This is a genomic window from Morganella morganii (assembly GCF_019243775.1).
GTDB classification, from domain to species: domain Bacteria; phylum Pseudomonadota; class Gammaproteobacteria; order Enterobacterales; family Enterobacteriaceae; genus Morganella; species Morganella morganii.
This window is the reverse complement of the sequence record NZ_CP069157.1, coordinates 2,920,287-2,934,157: the sequence shown is the minus strand read 5'-3', so window position 1 is coordinate 2,934,157 and position 13,871 is coordinate 2,920,287. Positions and strand designations below refer to the sequence as shown.

Below are 13,871 nucleotides of genomic sequence, written 5' to 3'. Positions count from 1 at the left end.
AAAAGGCGGTTTTTACCGCCCCGGGAGCGACGGATAACCGAAAAGAGGTGACGAGATTATTTGTCGCCAAAATAAGGTTAGGGTATACTATTTTCCCGTCCTGTTATATCCATCATCTATTACACCTAAACTTTCAGGTTCAGCATGAAAACTAATTATATTTTTGTGACCGGCGGGGTCGTATCCTCTCTGGGTAAAGGCATTGCCGCAGCCTCTTTAGCGGCTATACTCGAAGCCCGTGGACTCAATGTCACCATGATGAAACTGGATCCGTACATCAACGTCGATCCGGGAACCATGAGCCCGACCCAACACGGGGAAGTTTTCGTCACCAACGACGGCGCTGAAACTGATCTCGACTTAGGTCACTACGAGCGCTTCATCCGCACCAAAATGACCCGCCGCAATAACTTCACCACCGGACGTGTTTACTCTGAAGTTCTGCGCAAAGAGCGCCGCGGCGACTATCTCGGTGCCACCATTCAGGTTATCCCGCACATCACCAACGAAATCAAAGATCGTATCATCCGTGGCGGTGAAGGTCATGACGTGGTGCTGGTGGAAGTCGGCGGGACTGTCGGTGATATCGAATCACTGCCGTTCCTGGAAGCTATCCGTCAGATGGCGGCGGAAGTCGGCCGTGAACACACCTTATATCTGCATTTGACTTTGGTTCCGTATCTGGCGGCTGCCGGTGAAGTAAAAACCAAGCCGACTCAGCACTCAGTGAAAGAATTATTATCCATCGGTATTCAGCCGGATGTGCTGATTTGCCGTTCAGATAGAGTGATTCCTGCTAACGAACGCGCCAAAATCGCGCTTTTCTGTAACGTTCCTGAAAAAGCAGTGATCAGTCTGAAAGACGTAGATTCCATTTATAAAATCCCCGGCCTCTTGAAATCCCAGGGATTAGATGATTATATCTGTAAACGATTCAGCATTAATGCTCCTGAGGCAGATCTCTCCGAATGGGAGCAGGTGATTTATGAGGAAGCCAATCCGTCAGGTGAAGTCACCATCGGGATGGTCGGCAAATATGTTGAACTGCCGGATGCCTATAAATCCGTTATCGAAGCACTGAAACACGGCGGCCTGAAAAACCGCGTCACTGTGAACATCAAACTGATTGATTCTCAGGATGTGGAAACCCGCGGTACAGAACTGTTACAGGGTCTGGATGCGATTCTGGTGCCGGGCGGTTTTGGTTCCCGTGGTGTGGAAGGTAAGATTATGACTGCCCGCTATGCCCGCGAGAACAACATTCCGTATCTGGGAATTTGCCTGGGAATGCAGGTGGCACTGATTGACTTTGCCCGTAACCTGGCCGGTATGGATGACGCGAACTCCACGGAATTTGATGCTGATTGTAAGTACCCGGTCGTTGCGCTTATCACCGAATGGCGCGACGAAGACGGCAATATTGAAGTCCGCAGCGAAGAGAGTGATCTCGGCGGTACAATGCGTGTCGGCGGTCAGTTATGCCACCTGACGAACAATTCCCTGGTTCGCCGGTTGTACGGCAAAGATGCGATTACTGAACGTCACCGTCATCGTTATGAAGTGAACAACATGTTACTGAAGCGTCTTGAAGATGCGGGTCTGCTGGTTGCGGGCCGCTCAGTGGACAACAAACTGGTGGAAATCATCGAGAACCCGAACCATCCGTGGTTTGTGGCCTGTCAGTTCCATCCGGAGTTCACCTCTACCCCGCGTGATGGTCATCCGCTGTTTGCAGGTTTTGTCAAGGCAGCCTCTGATAACCAGAAAGGTCTGCTAAAATAAGATGTGAGGTGAGTGACCGGCTGTAAGTGCCGGTTACTTATCTGAAAATTTAACTTGTACTGAGGAAAACCTAATGTCCAAAATCGTTAAAGTGATCGGCCGTGAAATCATCGACTCCCGCGGTAACCCTACTGTAGAAGCTGAAGTACACCTGGAAGGCGGTTTTGTGGGTATGGCGGCTGCTCCGTCAGGCGCATCTACCGGTTCCCGTGAAGCGCTGGAACTGCGTGACGGTGATAAATCACGTTTCCTGGGTAAAGGTGTTCTGAAGGCAGTCGGCGCGGTAAATGGTCCGATCGCACAGGCGCTGCTGGGTCAGGATGCCAAAGATCAGGCAAAAGTTGACCAGATCATGATCGACCTGGATGGCACTGAAAACAAATCCAACTTCGGTGCAAACGCGATTCTGGCTGTGTCTCTGGCAAACGCCAAAGCTGCTGCCGCATCAAAAGGTTTACCTCTGTACGCACACATCGCAGAACTGAACGGCACTCCGGGCAAATACTCTATGCCGCTGCCGATGATGAACATCCTGAACGGTGGTGAGCACGCTGATAACAACGTGGACATCCAGGAATTCATGATCCAGCCTGTCGGCGCGCCTTCTCTGAAAGAAGCTGTCCGCATGGGTTCTGAAATCTTCCATCACCTGGCAAAAGTGCTGAAAGCTAAAGGCATGAACACCGCTGTGGGTGATGAAGGTGGTTATGCACCAAACCTGGGTTCTAACGCAGAAGCGCTGGCTGACATCAAAGAAGCCGTTAAAGCAGCAGGCTACGAGTTAGGCAAAGACGTTACCCTGGCGATGGACTGTGCAGCATCTGAGTTCTACAACAAAGAAACCGGTATGTATGAACTGAAAGGCGAAGGCCGTACCTTTACCTCTCAGGAATTCACTCACTACCTGGAAGAGCTGACCAAAGAGTATCCGATCGTCTCTATCGAAGATGGTCTGGATGAATCTGACTGGGATGGTTTCGCGTATCAGACTAAAGTCATGGGCGATAAAATCCAGCTGGTCGGTGATGACCTGTTCGTGACCAATACCAAGATCCTGAAAGAAGGTATCGAAAAAGGTATCGTTAACTCCATTCTGATTAAATTCAACCAGATCGGTTCACTGACCGAAACACTGGCTGCTATCAAAATGGCAAAAGACGCCGGTTACACTGCCGTTATCTCTCACCGTTCCGGTGAAACCGAAGATGCCACAATTGCCGACCTGGCTGTCGGTACCGCAGCAGGCCAGATCAAAACCGGTTCTATGAGCCGTTCTGATCGTGTTGCCAAGTACAACCAGCTGATCCGTATCGAAGAAGCGCTGGGCGAACGTGCTCCGTTCCACGGCCGCAAAGAGATCAAAGGTCAGTAATTGTTACTGTAAATGTTAAAAAAGGTGTGTCCGGCGGACACACCTTTTTTTATGTCCGCGTTATCTTATCTTACGAATATTTCCCCGCTTTTTATCCGTTCCCTCAATGACTAAAACTGGTTGTTTACCATGCTATGACAAGTTTTTTTACTTATTCTGTTGCCTCAGATCGCAAAACGGACGATTTGTGATGTATTTTGTTATTAATACTTTTTATATTTCACATGAAGATAAATTGTTTAACATTTTTAGCATTCACGCAAAAATGCCGGTTATTAAACTATGACAGCAATCGGTTTCGTGAATACTTTTTCATCCTACTGAGGGAATTATCATGGACGCTTCAGAAACGCTCACCCAATCCACCGGGCTGGGTTCTTTTAATACAAAGGGACTCATCATACTGGCTCTGGACATTGTGCTGCTGATACTGCTGCTGAAATATCTGCCCTACAGCGACAAAGAGAATGCCGGGCTGGCGCTGATGGTGTTCGTCGCTGTTTTATGGCTGACTGAGGCGATTCATGTCACGCTGACCGCGTTACTGATCCCGATTCTGGCTGTATTTCTCGGATTACTGGGCGCAGGTAAGGCATTACAGTCTTTTGCCAGTCCGACCATTTTCCTGTTCTTCGGCGGTTTTGCACTGGCGACGGCGCTGCATATTCAGGGGCTGGATCGCCTGATTGCTAACCGCCTGCTGCTGATTGCCCGCGGTCGTTTATGGGCGGCAGTGATTCTGCTGTTCAGTGTGACCGGCGCGCTGTCCATGTGGATCAGTAACACCGCTACCGCCGCGATGATGTTACCGCTGGTGCTGGGTATTCTGGGGAACCTCGATATCCGTCACGACCGTAACACGTTCGTATTTATGCTGCTGGGCGTGGCCTACAGCGCCAGTATCGGCGGCCTGGGAACGATGGTCGGCAGCCCGCCGAACATTATTGCCGCAAACCAGCTGGGAATGGACTTCTTCACCTGGATGAAATACGGCATTCCGATGGTGCTGATCCTGATGCCGATTATGTTCGGTATTATGTACCTGATGTTACGTCCGAAGCTCGGTGCCCGCTTTGAAATTGAAGTGGAGCAGGTTCAGTGGACACCAAAACGTCTGCTGACACTGGCGATTTTCGGTCTGACCGTTATCTGCTGGATCGGCAGTGCACCGCTGAGTGATCTGCTGGGTAAAATCAAAGATTTCGATACTATTATCGCCCTGAGTGCCGCTGCGCTGATTGGTATTACCGGGGTGGCCAGCTGGTCACAGATTCAGAACAACACCGAGTGGGGCGTTCTGTTCTTGTTCGGCGGCGGTCTGACACTGAGTATGATCCTGAAAGATTCCGGTGCCAGTGAAGTGATGGCGGACTGGATGAAAACCTCCTTTGGTAACAGCAGCTGGCTGGTGATTATTATCGCTGTCACCACCTTTATTATTGTGCTGACGGAGTTCACCAGTAACACCGCGAGTGCTGCACTGCTGGTACCTATCTTTGCCGGTGTGGCAGATGGTCTGGGAATGCCGGTGATGGCACTGACCATGATTATCGGTATCGGTGCATCCTGTGCCTTTATGCTGCCGGTGGCGACGCCGCCGAATGCGATAGTGTTCGGGACCGGGTTTATCAAACAGTCTGAGATGGTGCGGGTCGGTGGTGTGCTGAATATCGCCTGTATCATTGTTATCTCAGCCTTTGCCTGGTTGTTCTGGGTATAACAGCACAGCTGATAATAAACACGAAAGCAAAGTTCAACACAGAAAACCTGCTGATTTATCAGCGGGTTTTTTTATACCGGCAACAAAGAATATCGGTGCGGATGTACTGATATCGCAGAAGTGCGGGAAAGAAGAAGAGCAGCCGGAAAGACATTCAGGTATCACCGGATATGAAAAAGCCCTGCGTCATGCAGGGCTTCAGATAAAGCGTGGTGATTCAGTGATTATCAGCCGCGTTTATTGGCAACATAAACCGTTAGCTCAATACCCGGATGCAAGTCCTTCATTTTGACTTTACTGTTCCAGGACATCAGCTCTTTCAGTGTCACACCATGGCGCTGCGCAATACTGTAGTAAGAATCACCCTGACGCACTTTATACTTCGCCAGACGCATAGCATTTTTGGTGGCGGCTTTAGATGGTTTCACCACCGGGCTGCCTTTCACCTGCAACGTTTGTCCCGGTTTCAGAACCGCAGCGCTTTTCAGTCCGTTCAGCTTTTTCAGTTCAGCGACGGTCATCTTATGGCGGTTGGCAATGGCGTAGAATGAATCGCCACTTTTCACTTTGTACTTCGCGGCCTGCGCACGGCCTGCCGGTGAACTCAGCTGTTCAGTACGCTGATTGTTTCTCGCGACCGCTGTGCGGATATCATTAAGTACCGCGTCATCAGATAATGCGCTCATCAGCTGGTCGACTTTGGTTTTCGGCAGCATCAGATAGTGAGGACCGGCCGGTGAGGTTACACCGCGTTTCAGGCTCGGGTTGTAATCTTTCAGTCTGGAAACCGGCATATCCAGCAGTTGTGCCGCGACATCCAGGGAAATCTGCTGACCGATATTCACCCGTGCCAGGGCGCGCTCTGCATCCGGTACCGGTAAATTCACACCGTTACGGTCACTGTTGCGGATAACATTGCTCAGGGCAAAAATACGCGGCACATAATCCATGGTCTCTTTTGGCAGGGATAATGACCAGTAATCTGTTGGTTTTCCGGCGGCAGCATTGGCTTCCATCGCGCGCAGCACGCGGCCTTCGCCGCTGTTATACGCGGCCAGGGTCAGTGCCCAGTCTCCGCCGAACATATTATTCAGGCGCTCCAGTAAATCCAGCGCGGCAGTGGTGGAGGCAGCCACATCACGGCGGTCATCAACCCACTGGTTCTGGTTCAGCCCGCTTGCTTTGCCGGTACTCGGGATAATCTGCCATAACCCGGCAGCCTGGGCCGGTGAGGTGGCATGCGGATTAAAAGCACTCTCCACTATGGGCAGCAGAACCAGTTCCATCGGCATGTTACGTTCATCGATTTTACCGATGATCCAGTACATGTAAGGTTCTGCGCGCAGTGTCACATCGTGGAGATAGCTCTTTTTGGCGAGGTAAGAAAGTTCTTCGGCGCGTATGCGGTCATTGTCCGGGATGTTCATTTTCATTTCATCGCGGATATAACCCCAGATATCATCTTCGGGACTGACGGAGGATGCCTTTGCTGCGTTCATCTGCCGGGCAGTCAGTAAAAAACCGTTACCGGAAGGATAATGAGGGTCCTGTGCAGTTTTCTGCGGCGCAGTCTGACACCCCGCCAGCAAAATTGCGGCGGCAAGGAGTGTAGCTTTGATTTTCATGTTGGCGGAATCAGCATTATTATTCTTCAGTCTGTAGGTTTTGCAATCATACTGGTGTTATTCCGCCCTGACAACGATTACGGCTAAAATTGATCTTTTTTTGCGCGTAAAGACGTAAAAGTTTCCTCAGCCGTCGCCGTATGTTTACTTACTGATAAATTATGTTGCAGATCAATATTATCACAGTTAAGAAAAACATTAATTTTCCTTTCTGTTTTCAGTGTGACGGGCAGTGTAGCTTCATGATTCTGACGTAATTCAGAAATATATTGCTGATATGCCTGAATATCGTTGTTTTCCGGCCAGACAGCGTGCGCAAAGGCGAGGTTAGACTGTGTATATTCATGCGCACAGCAGACCAGCGTCTCATCCGGCAGCGCTGCAAGGCGGCTGACCGAACGGAACATCTGTGCCGGTGTGCCCTCAAAAATACGGCCGCAGCCACCGGAGAAGAGCGTATCGCCGCAAAACAGATAAGGTTCGCAATAATAAGCCACATGACCGAGTGTATGCCCCGGCACTGCCATGACCTGAAATGTCAGCCCGCCGCAGGTAATCGTGTCATTATCCTGCACGCAGTGATTTGCGCCTTTCGGCAGGGTTTCGGCGGGACCGTAAACCGGCAGGCCGGGATAATGTGACACAATCTCCGCCGTGCCGCCGGTGTGATCCGCATGGTGGTGTGTCAGCAGGATGGCTGAAGGGGTCAGTCCCCGCTCCCGCAGTGTATTCAGTACCGGCTCACTGACGCCGGGATCAACGATGACACAGGTGTGCGCATTATCCCGTAATAGCCAAATGTAGTTATCTGATAACGCGGAAATTCTGATAAGCTCCATAGATACCTCACCTTTCTGAGTGTGAACCAAGGATAAAGCCATGTTTTCTGCACGAGCGACAAAAACTCTGACGATGCCGGACTCGTGGTGCGATATTCCCTGCGGACGCCGCTTCCGGCAATCGCTGGAAGCACAGCTGGCGCCCTGGTGGCCGAAAATGTTTGGTTTTCATCTGATTAAGATCGGCGCGCTGAGCTGTGAAATTGACAGCAGCAGCTGCATGATCCCGCATCAGGTGAATGTGGCACCGCAGGGTAACACCTTACAGGTATTCGGGGAGGCGGCGCAATTGCCGTTTCTGGACAAATCCGCGGATGTCTGTGTGCTGGCACATAATCTGGGCTACAGCAGTGATCCGCACCGGTTGCTGCGGGAGGCTGACCGTGTCCTGATTGAGGACGGCTGGCTGATTATCAGCGGATTTAACCCGCTGAGCCTGCTGGGGGCGCGTAAACTGATCCCGTGGCGTCTGAACCGGGAGCCGCAGTGCAGCCGGATGTTTTCACAGTTCCGTATGCTCGACTGGCTCAGCCTGCTCAATTACGAAATTATGTATCACCGGCTGACCACGCCGATCCCCTGGTGTGATCCGGCAAGTTTCGGCAACCGGCATGCGCGGATTTTCGGCTGTCTGGGGGTGATTGTGGCCCGTAAACGCACGGTGCCGCTGACGTTCACACCGCAGAAGCTGCGCCTGCTGCGGCCGAAACTGAACAATGTGGTGGGCGCGACACGCCAGCAGACGCCGCCGCGCTGTCTGAAACGGCGCTGAGGATTATTCCGCTGCCGGCTGATAACCGGTATCGTCCTGTGACGGAGATTCTGCCGCTGCACGGGCGAGTTCATCACAGCGCTCGTTTTCCGGGTGCCCTGCGTGGCCTTTCACCCACTGCCAGTCAATCTGATGGCGGGTGATGGCGGAATCCAGGCGCTGCCACAAATCGACATTCACCACCGGAGATTTATCCGCTTTGCGCCAGCCGCGCCGCTTCCAGTTATGGATCCACTGCGTGATGCCCTGACGGACATATTGGCTGTCGGTGGTCAGCACGATATTACACGGACGTTTCAGGGTTTCCAGCGCCACAATAGCGGCCAGCAGCTCCATCCGGTTATTGGTGGTAAGAAAAAAGCCCTCACTGAGTGCTTTCTCATGGCCTTTATAACGCAGCAGCGCGCCGTAGCCGCCGGGGCCCGGATTTCCGAGGCAGGAGCCGTCGGTGAAAATTTCTACCTTGTCACTCATCTCTGGTAGACTCTTCCTCTGATTGATTGGCAATTACCTGAGTCTGACACAAAACGCCATTATGAGCACTGATATTACACGACAAATTGTTCTCGATACCGAAACCACCGGTATGAACAAACTGGGTGCCCACTACGAGGGGCACAATATTATTGAGATCGGTGCGGTTGAAGTGATCAACCGGCGCCTGACCGGCCGTAACTTCCATCTCTATATCCGGCCTGACCGGCTGGTGGACCCGGAAGCCTTTGGTGTGCACGGGATCAGTGATGAATTCCTGATGGACAAACCGGTTTTTGCTGACATTGCGGATGAATTTATTGAATTTATCCGTGGCGCAGAACTGGTTATTCATAACGCGCCCTTCGATATCGGCTTTATGGATTATGAATTCCGCAAGCTGAACCGGGGGATCCCGCCGACCGCGGAATTCTGTACCATCACTGACAGCTTAACGCTCGCCAGACAGCTGTTCCCCGGCAAGCGTAATAACCTCGATGCCTTATGTGACCGCTATCAGATAGATAACTCAAAACGTCTGCTGCACGGCGCGTTACTCGATGCCGAGATTCTGTCGGATGTTTATCTGGCAATGACCGGCGGCCAGACATCACTGGCTTTTTCAGCGGATAATGAGAGCAGCGGCGAAGAGAACGTTCAGACTATTCAGCGCGTTACCCGCCCGCAGAGCGGTCTGCGGGTGGTATATGCCACGGATGAGGAAATTGCCGCGCACGAGGCGCGTCTGGATCTGGCGGAGAAAAAAGGGGCGAACCCGTGCATCTGGCGGAGCTGACTGCCTGCCGCAGTGACTGCGGAGCCTGCTGCACCGCGCCGTCCATCTCATCCCCGATCCCGGGAATGCCGGACGGTAAACCCGCCAACACGCGCTGCGTGCAGTTATCTGAGCAGAATTTGTGCCTGATTTTCGGCTCACCGCTGCGTCCATCAGTCTGTGCCGGGTTACAGCCCTCGCGGGAAATGTGCGGGGAGAGCCGGGATGAGGCCATGATTTATCTGCTTGATCTGGAAAAACAAACCGCGCCCTGAAACCGGATGAGCGCGTTGCGGGAAATCGTGTGTCGTGTGCGGTGCCCCGTATAAAACAGTATATTCAGGTGAAAAACTGTGCAATTGCATGGATTTACACAAATCAGGTATTGACGAACGGGAACCGGCATCGTATTATCCGCACCGTTCCCGAAAAGGAACACACGGAGCGGTAGTTCAGTTGGTTAGAATACCTGCCTGTCACGCAGGGGGTCGCGGGTTCGAGTCCCGTCCGTTCCGCCAGATTACAGAAGCCCTGACAGTAATGTCAGGGCTTTTCTGTTTTTACGCTGCACAATCGCTCTGTATCATTATCATCCCCCGGTATTACCTCTCTTATCATTTTGATAATGCGTTGTGACCACACTCATACTTTATGTGAATAAATAATGTTCAGGTGCTGGCACATATCTTGCTGTTTGTTTTCCGTAACCGGTTGCGCGGCCGTCGCCGCTGTGCCGGTAAAAACAATAAAACCAATCCAGAGGTTGTATTTATGAAAACAAACACCGGGAGTGATGAAGTCAATGAAATGATGCCGATGCGGAAACTGTTTCCGTATGCTGTTCAGCATATTTTTGCCATGTTTACCGGCACTATTGCTGTGCCGATAGTGATTTCCCAGGTTCTGAAACTGTCGCAGGAAGATACCACACTGCTGATTGCCGCCGCGATTTTTGTCTCCGGCGTGGGGACACTTATCCAGTCACTGAGTATCACCAAATACGTCGGCGTCAGTCTGCCGCTGATCCTCGGCACCTCGTTTGTGGCGATGCCGCCGGTTTTTATTATCGCCTCGCGGTTCGGCGGGGGGCTTGAATCGCTGCCTTATGTCTTCGGCGGAACCCTGGTCTCCGGGGTGCTGCTGTTCTTCCTCGCGCCGCTGTACGGAAAAATCGCTTTCTTATTCAAACCGATAGTCATCGGCTGTTATCTTATAATGCTCGGTGTTTCCCTGCTGCCGGTTTCGTTTTCCGGCATTGTCGGCTATCCGGGGGATGCCTCCTACGGCGACCCGGCCGGTATTTTTCTCGGTGTGCTGACTATCGCGGTAATTGTGCTGTTAAACCGCTTCGGTAAAGGCGCGTTGCGGGAAATGTCGATTCTGATCGGCCTGATCGTGGCCACTTTGGTCGCGGTGGTGATGGATATGGTCAATTTCGGCCCTGTGAGCAGTGCCGGGTGGTTTTCGTTTGTTCGTCCCGCCCATTACGGCATTCAGTTTGATCTGACCGCCATTATTCTGATGTTCCTCGGTACCTTTATGGCCACTCTGGATTCTGTCGGTACTTTCTCCACTGTCGGCCGCCTGTGTAACCGCTCTATGGAAGGTAATGCCCTGAACTCTCCGATGCGCGGGGAAGGGGTGGCGGTGACCATTTCCGGGCTGTTTAACTGTACGCCGCTGACCTCTTTTATTAACAATGCGGGGGTGATTATTATTTCCGGTGTGCGCAGCCGTTATGTAACCGCGTGCAGCGGCGTGATCCTGATTATCCTCAGCATTATTCCCAAATTCTCCGCAATTGCGACCATGATCCCCGCTTCGGTTTTCGGTGGTGCGACCCTGGTGATTTTTGCCTTTATTACGGTGGCGGGGATAGACACACTGACAAAATCTGTCGATATGACCAAAATGGGCAATATGATGGTGGTCGGGATTTCAGTCAGTGTCGGGCTGATGTTTAACGGTCAGGGGGAAGCCCTTTCTCAGCTGCCGGAAATGCTGCGGATTATTCTTTCCCAGGGCGTGATAGTGACCTTTGTTCTGGCTATCGTGCTGAATCTTTTATTCAATTTTGACAGTGTCGTCGGTAAAAAAGCGAAACCGTAATATCTTCGTCTGCCGGTAAGCGGAATTTTTCTGCTGCCGGCAGGAAACTCCCGCCATCCGCCGGATAAGCGCACAGAATGCGGTATTTCCGCTTGCTATTCATTGTGGTAATCGGGTTTAATAGGTCACTTCCGCTGTTGCGCAATACCTGGTGCTAAAACGATTTAGTCAGCGAAAATGCCGCCTGTGCGAAGTATTGTTTCTGTCCTCAGACACGCCTCGCCTGACGTCTCATTGTTGCCTTTTCAGCCCCGACCCTTTGCCTCTGACCGGTGATAAGGATTGCCATCCGTGCGCGGCACTGCGAAAATAGCCTGTATCTGCTTTTTATCCGAACCTGGAGTAGACAATGACCTCTCGTAAAACTCTTGCTAATGCGATTCGTTTCCTGAGCATGGACGCGGTGCAAAAGGCAAATTCCGGACACCCCGGCGCACCAATGGGCATGGCTGATATCGCGGAAGTACTGTGGCGCGACTATCTGAAGCACAACCCGGCCAATCCGCACTGGAGTGATCGTGACCGCTTTGTGCTGTCAAACGGCCACGGCTCAATGCTGATTTACAGCCTGCTGCACCTCACCGGCTATGATGTATCGGTGGATGACTTAAAAGCCTTCCGTCAGCTGCATTCCAAAACCCCGGGTCACCCTGAATACGGCTACACACCGGGTGTGGAAACCACCACCGGCCCGTTAGGCCAGGGTATCGCAAACGCAGTCGGTTTTGCTGTTGCGGAACAGACACTGGCGGCGCAGTTCAACCGTCCGGGGCACGATATTGTTGATCATCACACCTACGTCTTTATGGGCGACGGCTGTATGATGGAAGGGATCTCCCACGAGGCCTGTTCTCTGGCCGGTACCCTGAAACTGGGTAAACTGGTTGCCTTCTATGATGACAACGGCATTTCTATCGACGGTAATGTTCAGGGCTGGTTCACTGACGATACCGCCAAACGCTTTGAAGCTTACGGCTGGCACGTCGTGCGCGGCATTGACGGTCACAACCCTGACCAGATCAAAGCAGCCGTTGAAGAAGCCAAAGCGGTTACTGACAAACCATCCCTGCTGATGTGCAAAACCGTTATCGGTTTCGGTTCACCGAAGAAAGCCGGTACTGCGGATGCACACGGTTCTCCGTTAGGTGATGCGGAAATCGCCGCTACCCGCGAAGCACTGAACTGGCCGTATGCGCCGTTCGAAATCCCGCAGGAAATCTATACTGAGTGGGATGCGAAGAAAACCGGTGCCGCTGCTGAGTCTGAGTGGGATGTGAAATTCGCTCACTACGAAAAAGCCTTCCCTGAACTGGCCCGTGAATACCGCCGCCGTGTAAACGGTGAGCTGCCTGCGCAGTGGGAAGCGGATGCAAATGCCTTCATTCAGAACCTCCAGGACAACCCGGCCAGCATTGCCAGCCGTAAAGCATCACAAAATGCACTGGAAGCGTTCGGTAAAGTACTGCCTGAATTTATGGGCGGTTCCGCTGACCTGGCACCGAGTAACCTGACCATGTGGTCCGGCTCAGCGCCAATCAATGAAGACAAAGCGGGTAACTACATTCACTACGGCGTGCGCGAGTTCGGCATGTCTGCCATCATGAACGGTATCGCCCTGCACGGCGGTTTCATTCCTTACGGCGCGACCTTCCTGATGTTCGTTGAATATGCCCGTAACGCGGTGCGTATGGCGGCACTGATGAAGATCCGCAGCATCTTCGTTTACACTCACGACTCTATCGGTCTGGGTGAAGACGGCCCGACTCACCAGCCGGTTGAGCAAATCGCCAGCCTGCGCGTGACACCAAACATGAGCACATGGCGTCCGTGTGACCAGGTGGAATCTGCGGTAGCCTGGAAATACGCGATTGAGCGTAAAAACGGCCCGACATCCCTGATCTTCTCCCGTCAGAATCTGGCACAGCAGCCGCGTACCGCGCAGCAGCTGGCAGATATCGAAAAAGGGGCGTATATCCTGAAAGATTGCGCAGGTCAGCCGGAAGTGATCCTGATTGCCACCGGTTCTGAAGTGGAACTGGCCGTGAAAGCATACGAGCAGCTGACAGCCGAAGGCCGTAAAGCGCGTGTGGTTTCCATGCCGTCCACCGATGCATTCGACAAACAGGATGCTGCTTACCGTGAATCTGTTCTGCCGTCAGCCGTGACCGCGCGTGTTGCTGTTGAAGCGGGTATTGCGGATTACTGGTTCAAATACACCGGTATGCAGGGTGCCATCGTCGGCATGCATTCATTCGGTGAATCTGCACCAGCCGGTCAGCTGTTCAGTGAATTTGGTTTCACTGTTGAAAACGTGGTTTCTCAGGCAAAAGCTCTGCTGAAATAATCTGCTGATACAGATTCTGAAAGCGCATTCCGGTTTTTTTGACCGAATGCGCTTTTTTT

At 52.2% G+C, this 13,871-nt stretch carries 11 protein-coding genes and 1 tRNA gene; 9 read left to right on the top strand and 3 right to left on the bottom strand.

What is annotated here, in order from left to right; translation table 11 throughout:
- The first annotated feature begins 144 nt into the window (after window positions 1-144).
- From pyrG to JL661_RS14160, 3 genes are all read left to right on the top strand, one after another.
- Window positions 145-1,782 carry a glutamine hydrolyzing CTP synthase gene (pyrG, locus tag JL661_RS14170; protein WP_004235957.1) on the top strand — a complete coding sequence of 546 codons (1,638 nt, stop codon included), beginning with the start codon at window positions 145-147 and terminating at the stop codon, window positions 1,780-1,782.
- 73 nt (window positions 1,783-1,855) lie between these two features.
- Entirely contained in the window at window positions 1,856-3,154 is a 1,299-nt protein-coding gene (gene eno / locus JL661_RS14165) for a phosphopyruvate hydratase (protein WP_004235956.1), read from the top strand.
- 334 nt (window positions 3,155-3,488) lie between these two features.
- Window positions 3,489-4,874 (top strand): SLC13 family permease, encoded by a 1,386-nt coding sequence (locus JL661_RS14160; RefSeq protein WP_036413963.1) that lies wholly within the window; start codon window positions 3,489-3,491, stop codon window positions 4,872-4,874.
- A gap of 227 nt (window positions 4,875-5,101) precedes the next feature.
- Here the strand turns inward: JL661_RS14160 and mltD are convergent, their stop codons facing one another.
- Both mltD and gloB read right to left on the bottom strand, forming a co-directional pair.
- Window positions 5,102-6,499, bottom strand: a complete 1,398-nt coding sequence (gene mltD / locus JL661_RS14155) for a murein transglycosylase D (RefSeq protein ID WP_004238878.1) — start codon at window positions 6,497-6,499, stop codon at window positions 5,102-5,104.
- 83 nt (window positions 6,500-6,582) lie between these two features.
- Window positions 6,583-7,338, bottom strand: coding sequence for a hydroxyacylglutathione hydrolase (gloB, locus tag JL661_RS14150; RefSeq protein ID WP_036418042.1), 756 nt, complete (start codon window positions 7,336-7,338; stop codon window positions 6,583-6,585).
- 40 nt (window positions 7,339-7,378) lie between these two features.
- Here gloB and JL661_RS14145 point away from each other — a divergent pair, with 40 nt between their 5' ends.
- The gene (locus JL661_RS14145) at window positions 7,379-8,110 is read left to right on the top strand and encodes a methyltransferase domain-containing protein (protein ID WP_004238874.1); all 732 of its coding nucleotides are present in this window, start codon (window positions 7,379-7,381) and stop codon (window positions 8,108-8,110) included.
- Window positions 8,111-8,113: 3 nt separating this feature from the next.
- On the opposite strand, the gene rnhA is transcribed toward JL661_RS14145, so the two are convergent.
- Window positions 8,114-8,584, bottom strand: coding sequence for a ribonuclease HI (gene rnhA / locus JL661_RS14140; protein ID WP_004238873.1), 471 nt, complete (start codon window positions 8,582-8,584; stop codon window positions 8,114-8,116).
- A 61-nt stretch (window positions 8,585-8,645) separates the two neighbouring features.
- Between rnhA and dnaQ the strand changes: the two genes are divergently transcribed.
- From dnaQ to tkt, 5 genes are all read left to right on the top strand, one after another.
- Window positions 8,646-9,380: a DNA polymerase III subunit epsilon gene (gene dnaQ / locus JL661_RS14135; protein ID WP_024472710.1), complete on the top strand. Its 735-nt coding sequence runs from the start codon at window positions 8,646-8,648 to the stop codon at window positions 9,378-9,380.
- Window positions 9,362-9,634 (top strand): YkgJ family cysteine cluster protein, encoded by a 273-nt coding sequence (locus JL661_RS14130; RefSeq protein WP_174525725.1) that lies wholly within the window; start codon window positions 9,362-9,364, stop codon window positions 9,632-9,634. Before dnaQ ends, JL661_RS14130 begins: the two co-directional genes overlap by 19 nt.
- Before the next feature lie 166 nt (window positions 9,635-9,800).
- Window positions 9,801-9,877: transfer RNA gene (locus JL661_RS14125), tRNA-Asp, on the top strand.
- Between the two features lie 253 nt (window positions 9,878-10,130).
- A complete protein-coding gene (locus JL661_RS14120) occupies window positions 10,131-11,468 on the top strand; it encodes a uracil-xanthine permease family protein (RefSeq protein WP_032097833.1) in 1,338 nt (445 codons plus the stop codon).
- A gap of 349 nt (window positions 11,469-11,817) precedes the next feature.
- Window positions 11,818-13,812, top strand: coding sequence for a transketolase (tkt, locus tag JL661_RS14115; protein ID WP_046024688.1), 1,995 nt, complete (start codon window positions 11,818-11,820; stop codon window positions 13,810-13,812).
- Window positions 13,813-13,871: the final 59 nt, after the last annotated feature.